The sequence below is a fragment of the Stappia sediminis genome (genome assembly GCF_009826895.1).
GTDB lineage: Bacteria > Pseudomonadota > Alphaproteobacteria > Rhizobiales > Stappiaceae > Hongsoonwoonella > Hongsoonwoonella sediminis.
Window position 1 is genome coordinate 84191 of sequence record NZ_WUMV01000008.1, and the last position, 20462, is coordinate 104652.

The window sequence follows — 20462 nt, forward strand, 5'->3', positions numbered from 1 at the left end:
AGCCGGGGCGCCTCTGCAAGCGTCCTTGAGGGTATTTCAATGATTTTTCCGCGCTCGCTTTCGCAATGGACCGGCCTGATTGTCGCCGCACTGATTTGCGTGTCTCTCTTCGCGAGCGATACCATTGCGCATTCGCAACTTTTGACCTCCACGCCATCGGCAAGTGAAATTGTCAACGAACGGCCCGGCGAACTGCGCCTGACCTTCAACGAGCCGGTTTCTCCAGCCAGCATCAAATGGTTCACGCCGGACGGCAGCGAGCAAGCCGTATCCGACGCCCGGTCCGACAAGAACGACCTGGTCGTCCCGGTTCCTGACGCCCTCGAGCGCGGCACGCATCTTATCAGCTACCGCGTCACCTCCATCGACGGGCATGTGGTGGCGGGCTCCTTCGCCTTTTCGCTCGGCGAGGCAACGACCGCGCCCGAGGCCCGGACATCCCCGGCCAATACCCCCGCCCGGCTTGCGGCAATCGGGCGGTTCGTCCTCACGCTTGCCCTGACGCTGGGCGCGGGAGGCGCGGCCTTTTTTTCCCTCGTCGTACGCGGTATGGAAATGCCGGTCTGGCCGAGGAAGCTTGCCCTGTCAGGCGCCGTGCTCGCCGCCCTTGCGATTCCGCTCAACATCGGCCTTCAGGGGCTTGACCTGACCGGCGGAACCGCCGCCGGCCTTTTCTCCGCAGCGCCATATATCGCCGGCTTCGGCTCGCCCTTCGCGCCGACGGCGGGGCTTGCATTCGCGGCATCGCTTCTCGCGATCACAGCGCTTGGCAGCGGTTCTTCAGGCTTCGGTTTGTTCGCCGGATTGCTCGCCTGGCTCATTGCGGCCGCATCATTTGCCGCATCCGGCCATGCGGCCACGGCCGACCCTCAGGCGCTGATGCGACCGGCAATCGCCATTCACGCAGCGGCCTTCCTCTATTGGCTCGGCTCATTGCCGGGGCTTCTGGCGATCGCCAGGACGCAGCCGGAGCATATCGACCGGCTTCTGTCGCGGTTCTCGCTCATCGCCATTCCGGCGGTCGCATTCCTGTTCGGCACAGGCATCGCCATTTCCGCCGTTCAGGTCGGCGCGCCCGAATATCTCGACACGACCGACTATGGACTGATCCTCACACTGAAGATCGCCGCTTTTCTCGCCCTCGTCGGGCTTGCCGGCATCAACCGGCTGGTGCTGACCCCGGACATCGCAAGGGGAGAAGGCAGCGGCGCAAGACGCCTTGCAGCGTCGATCCGCGTCGAGCTGCTGCTGGCGCTCGCAATCCTGATCGCCGCCTCCTCCTTCCGCCTGACGCCGCCGCCGCGCGCGATCATGGCTGCCGACAGGGCAGGCGCAAGCGTCCACATCCATCAGGACGAAGGCTTCGGCAATATCACCGCATTGCCGGGACGACGCGGGGAAAACCGGGCAATCCTGGACCTCTTTGCCGGCAACGCCGAGGCGCTGACCGCCAGGGAAGTGACCGTCTCGTTCTCGCAGGCGGCGCGCGGGGTGGAGCCGATCAGGATTGCCGCGACGCGAGGCGAAGGCGGGCTTTGGTTCGCCGAACCCCTGCCACTCACCGTTTCCGGACCGTGGGACGTTCAGATCGAAGTGCTGATCAACGATTTCAAGGAACTGCGGCTCGAAGGTGTGCTGGAAATCAGGCCCTGATCCGTCAGACAGGATTATCGCAATTGGCCGGGCCCTCTCTCGCCCGTCCCGAGCGCCCGGGCCGGGTGTGAAAATCCGGCCCGGGCATTTTTCCACCGTCGCCTATTCGGCCGCGCTCTTCGCAATCGCCTCGAATATTCCGTCAAGCTCCCTCGCAAGCTCCACCAGCGCCTCGCCGCCCTCGTCGAAATAAGGAGAGAACACGAAGCTCGGCGTCTTGTAGGAAAGCGTGGCCGTGCCGTCCTCGTTCTCCGTGACATAGAAGCGGATCGGCGCCTCGATGCCCGAGGCCACGCTCGCCTCCAGCATGCGGCGGGCGAAATCGTTGCGGTAGACGCCGATCACGCGGTTGCCGGGAATGGCGATGCCTTGCGCCTTCGCACCGCCCGAGGCGCTTGCCTGGGTGACGAGGAGCATGTCCTGCCCCTTGACCGCGGCCTGTACCCGCTCGACGAGATCCGGATAACTGTGGGCGGTTTCGACGACGATCCAGCCTTCGCGTGGGCCGGGACCTTCCGCCGATGCGGCGTTGGCGAGAGCGAAAAAAACAGCGAGCGCGAAGGTCGCAAAGCGCATGGTGATGTCTCCCCAAATGTGTAGCCGAAGCGTTCGTCAAGCCAATGGCGCGGGTGCCGGCGCGTCCATGCCGACGATGACCCTGAGCCGCGTGCCGACGAGGCTGCCGGCGAAGCCGAAGACAAGCCACAGCCACCCGTGCAGCGAGCCCGAGACGATGCCGCCGAGATAGGCGCCGATGTTGCAGCCGTAGGCGAGCCTTGCGCCGTAGCCCATCAAAAGACCGCCGGCGACCGCGGTCACGACATCGCGCCGCGACAGCGACCAGACGGGCGCGAATTTTCCCGCAAGCGAAGCCGCCGCCATCGCGCCGATGATGACGCCGAAATTCATTACCGAGGTCGCATCACGAAAAACCGAGCCCTCGATCGCCGCGACCTGACCGCGCCAATATGGCCAGTCTGTCACGGGCAGGCCGAGCACGTGGCCGATCTTCGCGCCCCACAGCGCGAAACCCGAAGTGATGCCCCACGGACGGCCCAGAACCAGCAGCGTGGCGATGCTGACGAAGGCGATGGCAATGGCGCCCGCCGCAAGGGACCACGGCCCCGAAATCCAGGAGCCCGTGGCGCGACCTTCGGCAAGGCTCCCATGCGCGCGCTTTTCTATCGCGACGGTGCCGAGGGCAAGCAGGGCGAAAACAGACAACGTGAGCGCAACGGCGGCGACGGGCCCCAGCGATGTCACGAAAGAATAGGCCGGCAGGCTGGGCAGCGCGTTCCACAAATGCATATGCGCCGTCGCCAGCACCGACCCGGCAACGAAGAAAGCGAGCGTGACCATCATACGCGTGGAGCCGCCGCCGGCGGTGAAAAGCGTGCCGGATGCGCAGCCGCCGCCAAGCTGCATGCCGACGCCGAAGGTGAAGGCGCCAATCGCCGCCGCGATGCCGAAGGGAAAGACGAAGCCGCCGGCCGGAATGCCGAACTCCCGGCCCCAGCCGATCAGGGGATAGGAGATGACGATCGTCAGTCCAATCAGCAGGAACTGGGCGCGCAACCCCGCGCCGCGTCGTTCTGTCGCAAGCCGGCGCCAGGCGGAGGTGAACCCGAAGCTCGCATGATAAAGGGCGACGCCCGCAAATGCGCCGATGGCCGCGGCAAGAGCCAGACGCATGCCCCCCGCCTGGCCCGCCAGGACGGCGACGGCAAGGAATGCCGCAGCGGCCGCAGAGAGTACGGTGTGGTTGCGATGGGCGCTTGCCTGTCGTGCGGCGACCGTCATTCCAATATCCGCATTCGTGAATGAGTTTCCCCGAAACTGCCCGCCGGGCCCCTCCGAAACAAATCAAATCCGCGTGGACAGGCGGATTTCGGCGCGAGACAGCTTGTCATATACGCTTCAAGGTAGAATAGTTCGGCGAATAGTCGAGTTATTGAATGAACCCCGTGACGGCGCATCAACGTCAGGCCGTTGAAGATAATCCACAGGAAAGCAATTCGTCTCTAGGGCAATTCAAAGCGATGCAAACACACGCAAAACACAAGTTTTTGTGTGTTGCACGTCATCGCGACCCTTCGGAAAAGTGCCCGAACAGAGTGTGAAATCGGCGATCGAAGGAACTTTTGCGTGACATGTTCGAGCCGCACCGGGAAACCGTAGCCGGCCGCAACATCCTGAAAAGGCGAAGACAACCGGGCCGGGTACCAGCCATGCGAGAAAGACGCGCAGAAGTTGCCGCGAATTTTCCCGCACGATTTTGTCGGCGCCTGGAGATCGGATGTCTTCACGCGCATCGCGATAGCCGGCTTCCGCTACGGTCCCACACTCTGGTCGAGGGCGATTTTCGCCACAGATTCGTCACAAGATTGCACCGCTGACATGCCAATCAGGCATCGGGCGCCCCGAAATGCGAGGTTAAATGACCGTTACCGATCAATACGGATACGAGATTACCCTGTCCGATCCGGATGCTCTCGGCTCCTGGCACGCAACCAACCGTGCCTTCCTCGCCCATGGGGCGGACACACCCGTCCATATCGCCAAAACGCTGGAACTCGAGCCCGACTTCGCGATGGGCCACGCGGCTCACGGAATCTTCTGCCTGCTGCTCGGCAGGCGCGAACTCATCACCTCGGCGGAGAAGGACTGGCGCCTCGCCGACCAGGGCCGGCGGGCGAAGGGCGTAACGGCGCGAGAGGCCGCCGTCGTCGACGCGTTGCGGGACTGGCTGGACGGCCATCCTTCGCGGGCCGCGACACGCATCGACACCGCGCTGGCCGCCCACCCCGCCGATGCCCTGCTCCTGAAGCTCGTTCATGCGATCCGCTTCGTGCTTGGCGACGCCGCGGGAATGCGCTCCTCGATCGAGCGGGTGATCGACACATACGGCTCGGATCATTTTGCCGCCGGATACGCCCACGGCTGCCACGCCTTCGCGCTGGAGGAGACCGGCGACTATGCCTCCGCGGAGCGGATCGGCCGCATGGCGGTGGAGATGGCGCCCGACGACGCCTGGGGCCTGCACGCCGTGGCGCATGTGCTGGACATGACGGGCCGGTTCGACGACGGCCGCGTCTGGCTTGAGACCAACAGCGACGGCTGGTCCCATTGCAACAACTTCCGCTATCACTGCTGGTGGCACCTGGCGCTGATGTATCTGGACCGGCGCGACTTCGACAAGGTGCTGGCGCTCTACGACCAGGAAATCCGCCGCGACCAGACCGACGACTATCGCGACATCTCCAACGGCGCGTCCCTTCTCCTGCGCCTCGAAATCGAGGGCGTGAACGTCGGCGGCCGCTGGGAGGAACTTGCGCGCATTTCCGAACGCAGGGTCGACGACAGCTGCAACGTCTTCGCGGACCTGCACTACCTCATGTCGCTCAACGGCGGCAACCGGCGGATCGCGGCCGAGCGACTGGTGGAGAACATCGAGACGCTTGGCGAGGGCACATCGGATATGGCGGTGGTGGCGAGGGGCGCAGGCGCGCCGGCCGCGCTCGGCCTCGATGCCTATCGCCGCGGAAACTATTTCTCCGCCTTCCACAACCTCGACCGCGCACGGCCGGCGCTCCAGTCGATCGGGGGCAGCCACGCCCAGCGCGACATCTTCGAACGGTTGACCGTGGACGCAGCGCTGAAGGCCGGCCTTGCCGACGACGCGGAGCGCGTGCTGAAGGAAAGGCTGGCGCTGAGGACGGCGATGGACCGCTTCGCGGAGGACCGGCTCAAGCTTGTGGAACGGATGCACCAGGCATCGCGCATCATGCAGGACGAGCGCCTGCGCGCCGCGCACGCCTGATCGTTTCAGGCGGATTTGCGGCCAGCACGAAGACGCGCGAAAATCGAAAGAAGAACGAACGACAGCCCGGTTCAGATTGTCGGGCGCAAAACAGAATATCAGGAGTGACCCTCAAGTGAGTGGCCCACAGCCCGTACGCCAACGGGATCCGCGACTGGATTTCTTCCGCGGTCTCGGAATGTTCATTATCTACATCGCCCACTTGCCGAACAATACGTGGACGCTGTGGATCCCGGCCCGCTTCGGCTTTTCCGACGCGACCGAGATCTTCGTCTTCTGCTCCGGCATGGCTTCCGCGATCGCCTTTGGCGCGGTCTTCGAGATGCGCGGATGGATGATGGGCACGGCGCGTATCCTCTTCCGCATGTGGCAGGTCTACTGGGCGCATATCCTGCAGTTCCTGGTAATCGCTGCCGGGCTCGTGGCGATACAGTCGAGCGGTTACCTGGAAGAATGCTGCGGACTGACCGAAAACTACGTGACGAAGCTGAACCTCTGGCACTTCTTCAACAAGACGCCGGACACGCTGCCGGGCCTGCTGACGCTCACCTATGTGCCGAACTACTTCGACATCCTGCCGATGTATATCGTTATCCTGGCGCTCATTCCGGTGATGATGGCGGCATATCGGTTTGCCGGACGCGGCGCGGTCTTCGCGCTCATGGCCCTTTTCTGGCTGGCGGCGACTTTCGATGTGGTCCACTTCCCCGCCGAGCCATGGTCTGACCGCGAATGGTTCTTCAACCCGCTCGGCTGGCAGCTCGTGTTCTTCACCGGCTTCGCCTTCATGCGGGGATGGATACCCGCTCCGCCTGTCAACCGGGGCCTCATGATCGCGGCCGCCGCGCTGGTCCTGGTGACCATCCCCTTCGCGTGGTATCGCATCCATACGCAGGTGCCGGAAATTTCGGCCATCCGCAACATGGTCCGCCCACTCTGGGCGAAGACCGACTTCGGCCTGCTGCGCTATGTCCACTTCCTCGCGCTTGCCTATCTGGCGTGGATAGCTGTGGGCGCCAAGGGCAGGTACCTTGTGATGGACAACGCCTGGGGCAGCGTCGTACGCGTGATCCAGAAGGTCGGTCAGCAGTCGCTCGCCGTCTTCCTGGCGAGCCTCGTCATCGCGCAGGCGGTCGCCATCCTGCGCGACATGGCCTGGGGGCGGGGCGACCCGCTCTTCACCTTCCTGGCCAATGCCGGCGGGTTCGCGGCACTGATCGCGGTTGCCTATGCAGTCAGCTGGTTCAAGGGCCAGCCCTGGAAGCGCAAGCCCGCGGGCGAAGCCTCCAAGACAGAGACGCCCTATCTCGGCAAGCAGCCAGCCGAATAGCACAGGGTGCCCAACGATCCCGACGGAGATCCGCGGCCCGGAGCATCAGTGCCGGGCCGTGTGCTTTCTGCACTATTCCAGAGCCTGCATTTTGGCTAAATCCTTCGCCAACCATCATTGGCCGCAAAATCAAACAGGGGGATTGATGATAAAGACGCCTGCCTTGTCCGAAGAACAGATCGCGGCATTCGAGCGCGACGGTTTCGTCCATGTTCCGGGCGCGTTCGATGCCAAGGACGTCGAAACCATCCTTGCCTGGACGAGCGAAGTGATGGCCATGCCGGAAGAACCGGGCCGGCAGTGGGTCTACCACGAGAAGAGCCGCAATGACGGCGCCGACCTCGTCAACCGGATCGAGAAGATCGCCCCCTTTCACGAAGGCTACCGCCAGCTCACGGATATTCTGGGCGAGGTGGCGTCGAGCGCGCTTCGCGAACCGGCCGCCCTTTTCAAGGAAAAGATCAACTTCAAGATGCCGGGCGGTGGCGGTTTCGAGCCGCATCAGGACGCCCAAGCCGGCTGGAACGACTATGCGCAGGACTTCGTCAACGTGATGCTGTGCCTTGACGAGGCGACGGTTGAAAACGGCTGCCTGGAAGTGACCGCGGGCCACCACAAGCGCGGCCTCCTGCGCGGCATGGAGCCTTTGACGGAAGAAGACATGGAAGGCATGGACTTCGTCCACTGCCCGACGAAGCCCGGCGACCTGGTGCTGTTCGACGCCTACTGCCCGCACCGCTCCGCTCCCAACCCGACGGCCGCCTCCCGGCGAATGTATTTCGCGACCTACAACAAGGCTTCGCAGGGCGACCACTACGACCGCTACCACGCCGACAAGCACCGGAACTACCCGCCCGACATCGAGCGGGATCCGTCCCGCAAATACGTCTACAAGGTTTGACGGGCCGCAGTTTGCGGCAATGAAATTTCTTCCGCCCCGCGTGTCCTCACGCGGGGCTTTTTTCTGAGATGAATATCGGTATTCAGCCCGCGAAATCCTGGCACGGCAGGTTTTGCATGGTCCCGTTCATCCAGCCGCCGCCTTTTACCGGACCCCATCCCGGTTCCGACACCGTTACGTAGGACCAGTTGCCAACGGGCACATGCGTGAAACCGACATAGTCGCCCGGCGAGATCCGTCCGATAACTGCGGAAGCCGGATTGCGTCCGGCGTAAAGCGGCGTCACAGGCCCTATCCAGCCGAGGCAGCCGCCCGGAAACTCATCGAAGATCGGCAGGTCGATCAGCTGGCGACGGATCCACAGGTCGTCGAGATCAAGGTATGTCCGGTTCCGGCTTACCTTGCAGCCGTGGCTCCGCTCCAGCGCCTGTATTTCGGCAACAAGGCGCGAAGACCGCGGATCGACCGACACGGTCTTGCCGATGCAGCCGCCATTGTCGAACATCGCCTGCCCGAGCCGGGTGGAAAAGCAATAGCCGGCGCGGTCCATGACGAGATTGCGCGTGAACCAGAGGTCCTGACAGCCGACGCTTTCATTCGCGGCAGCCGGAGTGGCAATGAGGAAAAGTAGAACCAATAGCCTGCGCATGAAGACAGGCTATGCCGCAACGTAATTCTGTCAAGCAGTCGCAGGCACCAGGTTTCTTTCGAACGGTGAGGGAATGCCGGGGCAAACGCCTGATGGATTGCCCCGACCAAATGACCGATCCTCAGGCGTCGGCCTTTGCAAGATCCGGCTTGTAGTCCGCCGCCGTACCGGCCCCGAGCGCCGTCAAGGCCCCAAGGCGCAATGGCAGCAGACAATTGGGCGCCTCATACTCTTCCGGTATGCGCCAGAGCGAAGAAGAAAGCGCGAGCCGCCCCGCATCGCCGCGTGCCGTCAACAACGCGAAGGGAACGGCCAGCAAAGGCCCGAGGACGACCGGAAGAAGCGGCAGCACCAGCGCCCAGGACTGGTTCGCCGTCCAGAGAATGCCAGCGACACCGAACAGCGTCTGCGGCCAGAGCTTCGACATCGTCAGCCTGAGGGGAAGCCCATGCGGTGTGCGCACCTGCGCGCCCCAGCCGATCGCCCGGCCAAAGGGAAGGCCTGCGATGAAGATGGAAACGGCCACGGCCATGATCGGCGCGAGCAGCGCCGAAAAGGCGATTTCCCCCGCCGTGCCGGCGACGACGCGAAGCCCGCCGCCGAAACGCCTGCGCAAACGCCCGTCCGCCAGAATATCGAGAACCGTCGCGATCTTCGGCGCGAATACCATCGTCATGATGATGACGAAGAGCGCAAAACCCGTCGCCGCGTCGAACTGCAACATCTCGTCGCCACCCAGGACGGCAAGCGTCGCCCCGAGCGCCATGAAGACAAGCCAGGCCGGGGAGCTTGCGAACATGAGGATCGCCAGCACCAGCTGGATGCGGCTGGTAGGCTTTATGCCGGACAGGCCGAGAAGCTTCAGGTACTGGAGGTTGCCCTGACACCAGCGCAATTCGCGGCGGATGAACTCCAGAACGTTCGGCGGGTTTTCCTCGAAGCTTTCCGTCTCGACCGGCAGAACGCGAACCTCGTACCCGGCGCGGCGCATCAAAACCGCCTCGACCTGGTCATGGCTCAGGACCGGCCCCGAAAGCGGCCCCTTGCCCGGCAGCACCGGCAGGTGGCATGCCTCGATGAACGGTTCCAGGCGAATGACCGCGTTGTGCCCCCAGTAGGGGCCGCAATCGCCCTGCCACCAGGCGCTGCCGGTGGTGTAGGAACGCATGCCGAGCCGCATGCCGAACTGGAAGATGCGCGCGAATGCGCTCGTGGTCGGCATGCCGACGACAAGGCTTTGCAGGATACCGAGGCGCGGGTTCGCCTCCATCCGGCGAACCATGTCGAGGATCGTCGAGGCGGACATGAAACTGTCGGCATCGAGCACCAGCGCATAGTCGTGGCGATCGCCCCAGCGTTCGCAGAAATCGCGGATGTTGCCCGACTTGAACGCGAAATTGTCCTCTCGCCGACGATAGGTCACCGACATGTCGCCGCGCCAGCGCTCCGCAAGATCGGCGAATACGCGTTCCTCTCGCGCGGCGATATCCTCGTCCGAAGTGTCGCTGAGGACGTAGAAACTGAAAGACGCCGCCTCGCAGCTGCGCACGAGGTCGGTGATCATCGCCTCGAGATTCGCGGCGACCGCATCGACATCCTCATTGCGGATGCAGGACAATACGGCGGTGGAGGCGGACAGCGGCACCGTCGCGTCGCCTTCCTTTACGGGGCATACACTGGCGAGCGGATCGCGCGACAGGCGCATCACGAGGAGGCCGACGACAGCGTTCCAGAAACCGATCACCGTCCAGGGGAGCGTCAAGGCGAAGCAGAGGATCATCACACTCTCGCCCCAGCTGATGCCGTTCGTGGAAAGGGTAACGGCCAGAAGCGCGACCAGACCGGCCATGGACGCAAGCACGAGCGTCGCGAAGACGGCGCGCCTGAATGGCATGGGATCATGATGCATCGCAGCATCACCTTCCGGGGCAACGGATACGATTTCTGCCGTGGACGTCGGGGCGGAGGTTTCAGCTGAAAGCATGTTACGCGCCATTAAAACCAACTCTTTTTGAATTCAGTCCCACACTGTGGCTGTTTCGAGGCCGGATAGATGCTGTATACGAAGGCAAACCCGCACAGGATTTATGATGCAGCGCAATACGCCTGAACGCCCCTTCGAACAGGCCCCCGTTCATGCGGAGGCTCTCTGGTACGTCGCGCCCGGCAAGCTTGAGATCAGGCGTGAAGCCCTGCCTCTGCCAGCGCAAGGAGAGCTTCGCGTACGCACGCTTTTCAGCGGGGTGAGCCGGGGTACGGAAAGCCTCGTCTTCCGCGGCGCGGTTCCGCAAAGCGAATGGCAGCGAATGCGCGCGCCCTTCCAGGCAGGCGACTTTCCCTTCCCCGTAAAATACGGCTACGCCTGCGTGGGCCTTGCCGAGGCGAACGGCCCATCCGCCGCAGGCCGGCCCGTCTTCGTGTTGCATCCCCATCAGGATCTGTTCAACGCCCCCGTTGGCTCGCTTCTTCCCATACCGGACGGCATACCCGCTGCCCGTGCGGTACTTGCAGCAAATTTAGAGACTGCACTCAACGGGTTATGGGACGGATCGCCATCACCGGGGGATCAAATTACCGTGGTTGGCGGCGGCGTGGTGGGCTTGCTGGCCGGCTGGCTCGCCGCCTCAATTCCCGCCACGTCAGTCACACTGGTCGATGTGAACCCGAAAAGAGAGGCGCTCGCACATACGCTCGGCATGCGCTTTGCCGTTCCCGATAAGGCCGCCGGCGACCAGGATCTCGTCATCCATGCGAGCGGGCACCCCGATGGCCTCGACACCGCGCTCGAGCTTGCCGGAACGGAGGCGACGGTTCTGGAAATGAGCTGGTATGGCGAAGCGCCTGTAAGCGCGCATCTGGGCCGCGCGTTCCACAGCCGCCGGCTGACGCTCAAGTCGAGCCAGGTCGGGCGCATTCCCGCCCACCGCCAGGCGCGCTGGACTTTCCGCCGCAGAATGGAGGCGGCATTATCACTTCTTCGTGACGACAGGCTGGATGCCCTTCTCGAACCGGCAATTCCCTTCCACAAGCTGACGCAGGAGCTGCCCGCCGTCCTTTCAGGCGAGCGCGACGCGCTTGCCCAGGTCGTCACCTATCCCTGAAACCACGCACATATCCAGGAGAAATGCCCCATGCATGCCGTCGAGGTCCGTGACCACATCATGATCGCCCATTCGTTCAAGGGGGATCTGTTCGGCCCGGCACAGGCGCTGCATGGCGCGACCTTCGTGGTGGATGCCGCCTTCTTCTCGCGCGAACTCGACGAAAACGGCGTGGTTATCGACATCGGCCGCGCGCATGAGGTGCTGAAGGAAATCCTCGCGCCGCTGAACTACAAGAACCTCGACGACATCCCGGAATTCGCAGGGAAAAACACGACGACCGAATTCCTGACCCGCCACATCTTCGACCGGCTGAACGACGCCGCGAAGGCGGAGCGGCTGGGAAGAAAGGCCGGAGAGATCGCTTCCATCCGGGTGACGCTGCATGAATCGCACGTCGCACGCGCCTGGTACGAAGGCCCGGCCGGCTGACCGGAAAGAGAGCGATGGGCGAAACGATCCACTTCCTCTATCCGGGCGACCTTGAGACGCCCACTGGCGGCTATGCCTACGACCGCAGGCTGGTCGGGGCCATGCAGGAGGAAGGCATTCACATCGAAACGGCCTCGCTCGGCGATGGTTATCCAGCACCTTCCGACGTGGACATGGAACGCGCGCAAGCGGCGTTCGCGGGCATAGCGGATGGGAGCGCCGTCATCGTCGACGGCCTCGCATTCGGCGTTCTCGACGAAACGGCCCACGCCCACCGGAACCGTTTGAAGCTGGTCGCGCTCGTCCACCATCCGCTGGCGCTCGAGACCGGACTGGAGGAAGGACGAAGCGAGCTCCTTAAGCAAAGCGAGACGCGCGCGCTCGCCTCAGCCCATGCCGTGATCGCGACGAGCCGGGCAACCGCCGATACCCTGATCGAGGACTTCGGCGTTCCGAAAGGAAAGATCACGGTCGCCGAACCCGGTCTCGATCGGGCACAGCCGTCACGCGGCAGAGGCAACGGGAAGGTGGGGCTTGTCGCCGTCGGCTCGCTCGTACCGCGCAAGGACTACGCGACGCTCATTGCCGCGCTCGCCCGCCTGACCCACCTGCCCTGGCATCTCGACATCGCCGGCGACGACACGCGCGACACGGATTACGCGGCTTCGATCCGCGAGATGATCGACGCTCACGGGTTTTCCTCTCGCATCATGTTGCACGGCGCGCTTTCCGCCGAAGCGCTGGATGAGCTTTATGCGTCAGCCGACATTTTCACGCTTACGACCCGCTACGAAGGCTATGGAATGGCGTTTGCCGAGGCGATGGTGCGCGGCCTTCCCGTGGTCGCGACCGGTGAAGGTGCAGTACGCAATACCGTGCCCGGGCAAGCCGGCTTCGTGCTGGAGGGCGGCGATGCCGACGGCGTTGCCGACGCGCTGTCAAAGCTGATCGAAGACGACGATCTGCGCGCGAAATTGCGAAAAGCCGCCATGGAACACGCGGCAAGCCTGCCGACATGGCGCGATACCGCGAATACCGTGATCGCCCGCATGAGGGAAATAGAATGAGCGGCTTTTCAAGCGAATGGCTTTCCTTGCGCGCGCCCGTGGATGCGCGGGCACGCAACGAGGAAGTGACAGCCGCCTTCCTTGAGAGGCTGCCGCAAGACCGGCCTATCCGTATCGTGGACCTGGGATCGGGGACCGGCGCGACGGTCATGGCGCTCGCGCCCCGGATCCATGCAAAACAGCGCTGGACGCTGCTCGACAATGATCCGGCGCTCCTGACCATTGCAGGAAACAGGGCCCGGGAATTTCCGGATATCGAAATCGAAACGTCGCTCGCGAATCTTTCGCGCGGCATCGACGCAAGCGCGCTTGAGCGCGCCGACGCAGTGACGACCTCCGCCTTCCTCGATCTCGTATCGGCGGAATGGATCGACGGCCTTGTCGCCGCGCTTGCCGAAAGGCGCCTGCCGTTTCTTGCCTTCCTGACCTACGACGGGCGGGCGAAGCTCGATCCGCCCCATGCCTTCGACGAGGCGATCCGCCTTGCCATGAACCGGCACCAGAAGACGGACAAGGGGCTGGGCTCAGCGCTTGGCCCCGATGCCGCGCAATTTGCGCTGCAACGTTTTATCTCGGCTGGATTTACGGTCGTCGCAGGCGCTTCGGACTGGCGTACGCTTGCCGGAGAAAAAGCCTTCCAGACAGTGCTACTCGACGGTTGGGCGAGTGCCGCGCGCGAAATCGGCGAGGAGGAAGCCAAAGTGCAGGGTTGGCGCGAGGAACGGCAAAGCCTGCTTGAGGCAGGAGGCCTGACTTCGATGGTCGGTCACGTCGACTTCGCGGCATTTCCACCAAATTCGAATTAGGTTTATGCAGATCCGCCGATCGGTCTGCACCCGGAAAAATCGCAGTCGATCAGGACTTCCTCTCCCAGACGATGGATTGTCGTGCGCGGGCGGACCGCTTCATCGATTGTTTCGATGGGCGGAAGCTGCAGTCCCGTGGGGCCTGCGCCGATGATTATCGGCGCGATCAGGAGATGAAGCCGGTCGAGCGAGCCATTCGTCAGAAAGCGGGAGATCGTCGCCCCGCCGCCTTCGATCAACACCCGGCGAAAGCCCTGTTCGGCAAGCAGCGCGCGGATGGCTTCCGGATCGAAACCTTCCCCTGCCAAAGAAAGCCGAAAGACCTCCACATTGTCCGGCACTTCGGGCCGGGCATCCGGCCCCGTGATCAGGATGCACCTTGCATCGCCGGTACAAAGGCTCGACCAGTCGTGCAGGCGTCCGCGCGGATCGATGACGATGCGCGCCGGATTTCTTCCCGCAACACGCCGGACGGTAAGGCGGGGTCGGTCATACAGCGCCGTGCCGACACCGACTACGACCGCGTCGCAGACCGCGCGAAGCCGGTGAAGATGGGCAAGGCAGGAATCCCCGTTGATATATTTAGAATGTCCGGTCACCGTCGCGATGCGGCCGTCGAGCGACTGGCCGAGCTGGCCGACCATCAAGGGTCTTGCGGAAACGTTCAGGAGGGGCTGAAACAATGCCTGCCACTGATCCGGCAGTTCTCCGCCGCCGTTCTCGAACGCCGCCAGAACATCTGACCAGCCGTCATCCGCGATCTCGCGCGAAGAAGATGACGCAGGAAAACTTCCTTCCATGACCGTCGACGGTCGCGCCGTCATCGCCTGTTCCTCACGCAACGTATTACTCCGGATATCTGCCTGATGGTTTCTTCAGCGTCCGGAGCCGGGAAAGCCAATAAAGCAAGCTTCAAATACCCGTGATCCGATGGTTCTACGAATTCCAAGGGCAAATCGATCACCGGTCGCGAAGGCTTGATCGAAACACGCAACGCGCGAATGCTTCGGGTGTGTCGAAAAGCCACGAAACGCCCTAGAATTCTGTTGAGGGAAATCCGGCTAGAGTTCGGGAGGGGTTCGAATGACGGTGACCGCGGAAACTAAAGGCTTCGTCTACACGCCGACGGCGCGCGTATTTCATTGGGTAACGGCGATACTCGTCCTGGCGATGGTACCGGCGGGAATCACCATGGTGAACATCGGGCCCGGCAAATTGCAGAACACGCTGTTCGACTTTCACCGCTCGACGGGCGTGATCCTCTTCGTCATTACCGCGGCCCGCCTCGCCTGGCGGCTGTCGCACCCGCCCGCTCCCTTGAGCTCCGACATCCCGATGTGGCAGCGCACCGCCGCGCGCGCAACGCATGTGCTGCTGTACGCCGTGTTGCTCGGTTCGCCCATCCTGGGCTGGGTGGCGACCTCCGCCTATCCCGCCCCCATTCCGGTCTACGGCCTCTTCACGCTGCCGCCGATCATCGGCCCGAACCGCGAGCTTTCGAACACGCTTTTCAACGTCCACCAGGTGATCGGCATCATTTTCAGCATTGCCGTCGTTATTCATATCGCGGCCGCGCTTCACCACCGGATCGTGCTGAAGGACGACGTCATGACCCGGATGACGGGATAAAAAACGCGCGGAGAAGTCCTCCGCGCGCTCGTTCGTTTTCAGCTCTTTCCGGATGGATCAGACCGCCTCGATGAGGCTCGCGATCCCCTGCCCCACGCCAATGCACATCGTGGCAAGCGCGCGCTTCGCGCCGCGCGTCTTGAGCTCAAGCGCCGCCGTGCCGACAAGACGCGCGCCGGACATGCCGAGCGGATGACCGAGCGCGATCGCCCCGCCATTCGGGTTCACGTATTCCGCATCGTCCGCAATGCCGAGATCGCGAAGCGTGGCTAGCGCTTGTGCCGCGAAAGCCTCGTTCAGTTCCACCACATCGATGTCGCCGACCGACAGACCCTGCCGCGCCAGCAGCTTCTTGGACGCAGGCGCCGGGCCGATGCCCATGATGCGCGGCGGCACGCCCGCGACCGCGCCCGCGACGATGCGCGCGATCGGCGTCAGGCCGAAGCGTTTCACCGCGTCTTCCGACGCAATCAAAAGAGCCGCCGCGCCGTCGTTCACGCCCGATGCATTGCCCGCCGTCACGCACCCGCCCTCACGGAAAGGGGTGGGAAGTCCACCAAGCTTTTCCGCCGTCGTGCCGGGGCGCGGGTGCTCGTCCTTCGTGACGATGACGGGATCGCCTTTGCGCTGGGGAATGGTGACCGGGACGATCTCCTGTCCCAGACGGCCGTTTTCCTGCGCCGCGACCGCGCGCGCCTGAGAGCGCGCCGCGAAGGCGTCCTGATCGGCACGCGAGACCTCGAAGTCCTCGGCGACGTTTTCCGCCGTCTCCGGCATGGAATCGATGCCGTATTGCTTTTTCATCAGCGGGTTGACGAAACGCCAGCCGATCGTCGTGTCGAAGATTTCGGCGTTCCTGGAAAAAGCGGTCGAAGCCTTCGGCATGACGAAGGGCGAGCGCGACATGCTCTCCACCCCGCCGGCGATCATGAGGTCGGCCTCGCCGGTGCGGATCGTACGCGCCGCCATGAGAGCGGCATCCATGCCCGAACCGCAGAGCCGGTTGATCGTGGTGCCAGGAACATCGACCGGCAACCCCGCAAGAAGGGCCGCCATGCGCGCCACGTTTCGGTTGTCCTCGCCCGCCTGGTTGGCGCAGCCGAAGATGACGTCGTCGACTTCGGCCCATTCGACGCCCGAATTGCGCTTAACGAGCGCGCGAATGGGGATCGCCGCCAGATCGTCGGCGCGCACGGAGGAGAGCACCCCGCCGTAACGCCCGATCGGCGTGCGCGCATAATCGACGATATAAGCTTCTCGCATGGGTATCCTCCCGAAATCTTCTTGCCTCGCAGCGCTGATCTAGATCGCTTTCCGCGAAAACGGAAACACTTTCCCGACGAGAGACCGCACCTGATCGATGCGCCCTCGCGGAGGCGGGCCACTTTTAACGGCCGCACCTTAATAATTAAACGACCGGACGGTCAATTAATATATCGCTCTCAAGTCGACATTTACGGCCGTCCCGCTCAGAGACGGCATGTACCAAAAAAGCTCAAGCAAACACGCCATTTCCGCAAACATCTGCGGCAACCATCTGTAAACGTTAACTGTTTTTAACTTCTTTTTCCTGCGTTCACTTTAATGTTTGTCAATTTCGACTCTCGATACTCACGCAAGGTTCGATTAGAGCCGCCGCCGAACTACCAGCTCGAAGTCAAATAGAGAGAGTCGCGTCATGAGCACAGCGGAAACGGTTCGCGAGATCGTTGCAAAGCACGGAAAACTTCCTGTCGATGTCGGATCGATTGCCGATGACGGCGATCTCTACAGTGCCGGGCTTTCGTCCTTTGCGTCGGTGCAGCTGATGCTGGCGATCGAAGAGGAATTCGACATCGAATTCCCCGAGACGATGCTGAACCGCGGCACTTTCGCTTCGATCTCGGCGATCGCCAAGGCCGTCGACACGATCTGCGCCGAGCAGCAGGCCGCGTGATGAATATCGTCACCAAAGCCGTTCCGGCCGATCTTTCCGACCGCGCCCGCCGCGCCGCCAAGGTGGCAGGCGAGTTTGCCGATGCAGTTGACCGGGAAGGCCGCTTCCCGCGCGAAGGCATGGACGCCCTGAAGGGCGAGCGCCTGATGAGCATCCAGGTTCCGGGCGAACTTGGCGGCGAAGATGCGAGCATGCAGGAAATCGCCGAAGTCTGCGCGATCCTGGGCCAGGCCTGTGCTTCGACCGCGATGACCTACGCCATGCACCAGATCCAGGTGGCCAGCATCGTCGGTTATTCCGGCGACAGCGCCTGGCACGCGGATTTCCTGAGGCGGCTTTGCGACGAGCAGGTCCTGATCGCATCCGCCACCAGCGAGGCGGGCATCGGCGGCAACCTGCGCAATTCGGTCTGCGCGATCGAGGTGGGCGGCGATACGGTTCGCCTCGAAAAGGACGCCACCGTCATCTCCTACGGCGAGATGGCCGATGCGATCCTGATCACGTCGCGCGCCCACAAGGACGCGCCGCCGAGCGATCAGGTGAGCACGCTCTTCCTCAAGGGCCAGTACACGCTGGAGCATACCCGCGACTGGGACACGCTCGGCATGCGCGGCACGTGTTCGGACGGCTATATCTTCCGCGGCGAAGCGCCGAAGGAACAGACCCTTCCCCGCCCCTTCGCGGAAATCGCGGCGGAATCCATGCTTGCCGTCTCGCATCTTCTGTGGGGCGCGCTCTGGTACGGGATCGCGGCGGATGCGGTAAACCGCGCGCAGAGCTTCGTACGGGCTGCCGCCCGGCGCCAGCCGGGGTCGACGCCTCCGGGCGCGCTGCGCCTTGCCGAGGCTTCCAGCCTGCTTCAGCAGGTCAAGGGCAACGTGGTCGCGGGGCTTCGCCAGTTCGAGGCGGCCAAGGCCGACCCCGACAGGCTGTCCGCCATGAGCTTCGCCGTTGCCATGAACAACGTGAAGGTCGGCACCTCGCAGACGATCCTGACGATCATCAACCACTGCATGCTGATCAACGGCATCATAGGCTACAAGAACGGCACGCCATACAGCCTCGGCCGGCACCTTCGCGACGCCCATTCCGCGCAGTTGATGATCTCCAACGACCGGATCCTCGGAAACACCTCGACCATGCTCCTGGTGCACAAGCAGGACACAAGCCTGATCGGATAAGACCCATGGACGCGCAAACTTCCTTTCTCGACAAGCTCTTCGACCGGGGCATCCTGCATTCTTCCGGCGTCGACGGACTTTACGCCAGAAGCGGCGCGTTCGAGGACGTGATCCGCCGTTTCGAGGACTATGTGCTGAAGATCGGCGAAGGCGAGACATCGGAAGCCATGGTCTTCCCGCCCGGCATGACGATGGCCGACTTCGAGACGAGCGGCTACATGAAGAATTTCCCGCAGCTTGCGGGCACCGTCCATGCCTTCTGCGGCGACAATCACGGCCATATGGACCTTCTGGAGTGCATGGCGACCGGCAAGGACTGGACGGAAGGCCAGAAGCGCACGGATCTGGCGCTCACGCCCGCCGCCTGCTATCCGCTCTACCCGATCCTTGCCCGGCGCGGTCCCCTGCCCGAAGGCGGCGTGACGGTGGCGCTCCAGTCCTACTGCTTCCGCCATGAGCCGTCGAAGGATCCTGCGCGCATGCAGATGTTCCGCCAGCGCGAATACGTGCGCGTGGGCAACGCGGACGAGGCGATTGAGTTCCGCGAAACCTGGAAGCGGCGCGGCAAGGAAATCATGGACGCGCTGCATCTGCCCGCGCATGTGGATGTCGCCAACGACCCCTTCTTCGGCCGGGCCGGCAAGATGCTGGGCGCAAGCCAGCGCGAGCAGGAACTGAAGTTCGAGATGCTGGTGGCGATCACCTCGTCGGAAAATCCGACCGCATGCATGAGCTTCAACTACCACATGGACAATTTCGGCAAGGCCTGGGGCATCGCCCGCGCCGATGGCGAGCCCGCCCACACCGCCTGCGTCGGCTTCGGGCTGGAGCGCATCACGCTCGCGCTCTTCCGCCACCATGGCCTTGAGATCGAGAATTGGCCGGAAGCCGTTCGCGCCACGCTGTGGGGCTGAGCCGCATTTCGAAGCATTTCGACCAGGGGCAGAACGACATGGCGAAGCTTTTTCCGGCGCTTGATCCGGCGGACTATCCGCGTCACGCACTGCATGCGTCGGACCGCGACTGGCCGGAAACGAACTGCTATCTGGACGTCTGGATCGAGCTTTTGAACGCTCTCGACCTGCCGCCGGAAGCAGCCCTCGGCTATTCCATCACGCAGGATTTCGAGGGGGACCAGTTCACCTTCTTCAAGGTGCCGCTGGAAGATCTCGAAACGCTGTTCGGCATCCGCGTCACGGAACTTGCGATCTACGACCGGGTGGAAAACCACGTCCTTGAACAGCTAAAGCGCGGGCGCGCGGCGCTGGTGGAGGTCGACAGTTTCTTCCTCCCCGATACTCACGGCACATCCTACCGCACCGAGCACGGCAAGACGACGGTCGCCGTCAACCGCCTCGATATCGAAACCCGCTCGATGGATTATTTCCACGGACTTGGCCTCTTCCGGCTGGAAGGCGAGGATTTCGACGGCATCTTCCAGCGCGGCGATTTCGCTCGCGACACCGCCTTCCTGCCTTATACGGAGTTCGTGAAATTTCCCGAGGGACGCGCGGACCGGACGAAGCTGCCGGAAGCGGCACTAGGCCTCTTGGCGCATCATCTTGCAAGGCGACCGGAGGAAAACCCGATCGCGAAATTCGCGGAAGTGTTTCCCGGCCAGGTCGAGGAGGTGGCGGGCCGCGAATTCGGCTTCTTCCACCTTTACGCTTTCAACACGCTGCGTCAGCTCGGCGCGAATTTCGAGCTTTTCTCAAGCCATCTCGCATGGCTGACGGGCGAAGGCGCAGGCGACTTTTCGGAAGGACAGGCTTCGGCAAAGACGATTTCAGAGGCCTGCAAGATCGCCCAGTTCCAGCTCGCCCGCGCGCTGGCACGCAAGAAATTCGACAAGCTCGCGCCAGCGCTCGTGCCGGCCGTCGAAGCCTGGGGCAATCTCGTTGACAGCCTGGAAGCCCGCGTTTGTGCCAAGGCTTCAAGCCGGGCCGCGTGATGGACA

General features: G+C 63.3%; 19 protein-coding genes. 13 read left to right on the top strand and 6 right to left on the bottom strand.

Annotated features, from left to right (window positions below):
- Positions 1–39 precede the first annotated feature (39 nt).
- The gene (locus tag GR183_RS16865) at positions 40–1653 is read left to right on the top strand and encodes a copper resistance CopC/CopD family protein (RefSeq protein WP_160776849.1); all 1614 of its coding nucleotides are present in this window, start codon (positions 40–42) and stop codon (positions 1651–1653) included.
- Positions 1654–1755: 102 nt separating this feature from the next.
- On the opposite strand, the gene GR183_RS16870 is transcribed toward GR183_RS16865, so the two are convergent.
- Together GR183_RS16870 and GR183_RS16875 are read right to left on the bottom strand one after the other, a co-directional pair.
- A complete protein-coding gene (locus GR183_RS16870) occupies positions 1756–2229 on the bottom strand; it encodes a DUF302 domain-containing protein (protein WP_160776850.1) in 474 nt (157 codons plus the stop codon).
- Between the two features lie 36 nt (positions 2230–2265).
- A complete protein-coding gene (locus tag GR183_RS16875; RefSeq protein WP_160776851.1) occupies positions 2266–3453 on the bottom strand; it encodes a YeeE/YedE family protein in 1188 nt (395 codons plus the stop codon).
- Between the two features lie 637 nt (positions 3454–4090).
- On the opposite strand from GR183_RS16875, the gene GR183_RS16880 reads away from it, so the two are divergent.
- From GR183_RS16880 to GR183_RS16890, 3 genes are all read left to right on the top strand, one after another.
- Positions 4091–5473 (top strand): tetratricopeptide repeat protein, encoded by a 1383-nt coding sequence (locus GR183_RS16880; protein ID WP_160776852.1) that lies wholly within the window; start codon positions 4091–4093, stop codon positions 5471–5473.
- Between the two features lie 154 nt (positions 5474–5627).
- Positions 5628–6803, top strand: a complete 1176-nt coding sequence (locus tag GR183_RS16885; RefSeq protein WP_260513963.1) for an OpgC family protein — start codon at positions 5628–5630, stop codon at positions 6801–6803.
- Between the two features lie 145 nt (positions 6804–6948).
- Complete coding sequence (locus GR183_RS16890) at positions 6949–7704, top strand: phytanoyl-CoA dioxygenase family protein (RefSeq protein WP_160776854.1); 756 nt, start codon at positions 6949–6951, stop codon at positions 7702–7704.
- A gap of 82 nt (positions 7705–7786) precedes the next feature.
- On the opposite strand, the gene GR183_RS16895 is transcribed toward GR183_RS16890, so the two are convergent.
- The gene (locus tag GR183_RS16895; RefSeq protein ID WP_160776855.1) at positions 7787–8353 is read right to left on the bottom strand and encodes a DUF4453 domain-containing protein; all 567 of its coding nucleotides are present in this window, start codon (positions 8351–8353) and stop codon (positions 7787–7789) included.
- Between the two features lie 121 nt (positions 8354–8474).
- Positions 8475–10349, bottom strand: a complete 1875-nt coding sequence (mdoH, locus tag GR183_RS16900) for a glucans biosynthesis glucosyltransferase MdoH (RefSeq protein WP_312846847.1) — start codon at positions 10347–10349, stop codon at positions 8475–8477.
- Positions 10350–10443: 94 nt separating this feature from the next.
- Here mdoH and GR183_RS16905 point away from each other — a divergent pair, with 94 nt between their 5' ends.
- From GR183_RS16905 to GR183_RS16920, 4 genes are read left to right on the top strand one after another with little or no spacing between them, the layout of a single operon-like run.
- Positions 10444–11454, top strand: coding sequence for a zinc-dependent alcohol dehydrogenase (locus tag GR183_RS16905; RefSeq protein WP_160776856.1), 1011 nt, complete (start codon positions 10444–10446; stop codon positions 11452–11454).
- Between the two features lie 30 nt (positions 11455–11484).
- On the top strand, positions 11485–11886 hold the full coding sequence (locus GR183_RS16910; protein ID WP_160776857.1) for a 6-pyruvoyl trahydropterin synthase family protein: 402 nt from the start codon (positions 11485–11487) through the stop codon (positions 11884–11886).
- Between the two features lie 14 nt (positions 11887–11900).
- A complete protein-coding gene (locus tag GR183_RS16915; protein WP_160776858.1) occupies positions 11901–12953 on the top strand; it encodes a glycosyltransferase family 4 protein in 1053 nt (350 codons plus the stop codon).
- Positions 12950–13759, top strand: a complete 810-nt coding sequence (locus tag GR183_RS16920; RefSeq protein ID WP_160776859.1) for a methyltransferase domain-containing protein — start codon at positions 12950–12952, stop codon at positions 13757–13759. The genes GR183_RS16915 and GR183_RS16920 overlap by 4 nt, the downstream gene beginning before the upstream one ends.
- 2 nt (positions 13760–13761) lie before the next feature.
- Here the strand turns inward: GR183_RS16920 and GR183_RS16925 are convergent, their stop codons facing one another.
- Positions 13762–14601 (bottom strand): RibD family protein, encoded by an 840-nt coding sequence (locus GR183_RS16925; RefSeq protein WP_244313790.1) that lies wholly within the window; start codon positions 14599–14601, stop codon positions 13762–13764.
- A gap of 241 nt (positions 14602–14842) precedes the next feature.
- On the opposite strand from GR183_RS16925, the gene GR183_RS16930 reads away from it, so the two are divergent.
- Positions 14843–15388 carry a cytochrome b gene (locus tag GR183_RS16930; protein WP_160776860.1) on the top strand — a complete coding sequence of 182 codons (546 nt, stop codon included), beginning with the start codon at positions 14843–14845 and terminating at the stop codon, positions 15386–15388.
- A gap of 57 nt (positions 15389–15445) precedes the next feature.
- On the opposite strand, the gene pcaF is transcribed toward GR183_RS16930, so the two are convergent.
- On the bottom strand, positions 15446–16651 hold the full coding sequence (gene pcaF / locus GR183_RS16935) for a 3-oxoadipyl-CoA thiolase (protein WP_160776861.1): 1206 nt from the start codon (positions 16649–16651) through the stop codon (positions 15446–15448).
- 415 nt (positions 16652–17066) lie between these two features.
- Here pcaF and GR183_RS16940 point away from each other — a divergent pair, with 415 nt between their 5' ends.
- The 4 genes from GR183_RS16940 to GR183_RS16955 are packed head-to-tail and all read left to right on the top strand — an operon-like array spanning position 17067 to position 20456.
- Entirely contained in the window at positions 17067–17324 is a 258-nt protein-coding gene (locus GR183_RS16940; protein ID WP_160776862.1) for an acyl carrier protein, read from the top strand.
- Positions 17324–18505, top strand: coding sequence for an acyl-CoA dehydrogenase family protein (locus GR183_RS16945; RefSeq protein ID WP_160776863.1), 1182 nt, complete (start codon positions 17324–17326; stop codon positions 18503–18505). The genes GR183_RS16940 and GR183_RS16945 overlap by 1 nt, the downstream gene beginning before the upstream one ends.
- 5 nt (positions 18506–18510) lie before the next feature.
- Positions 18511–19419: an amino acid--[acyl-carrier-protein] ligase gene (locus GR183_RS16950; RefSeq protein WP_160776864.1), complete on the top strand. Its 909-nt coding sequence runs from the start codon at positions 18511–18513 to the stop codon at positions 19417–19419.
- A 38-nt stretch (positions 19420–19457) separates the two neighbouring features.
- The gene (locus GR183_RS16955; RefSeq protein ID WP_160777147.1) at positions 19458–20456 is read left to right on the top strand and encodes a DUF1839 family protein; all 999 of its coding nucleotides are present in this window, start codon (positions 19458–19460) and stop codon (positions 20454–20456) included.
- Positions 20457–20462: the final 6 nt, after the last annotated feature.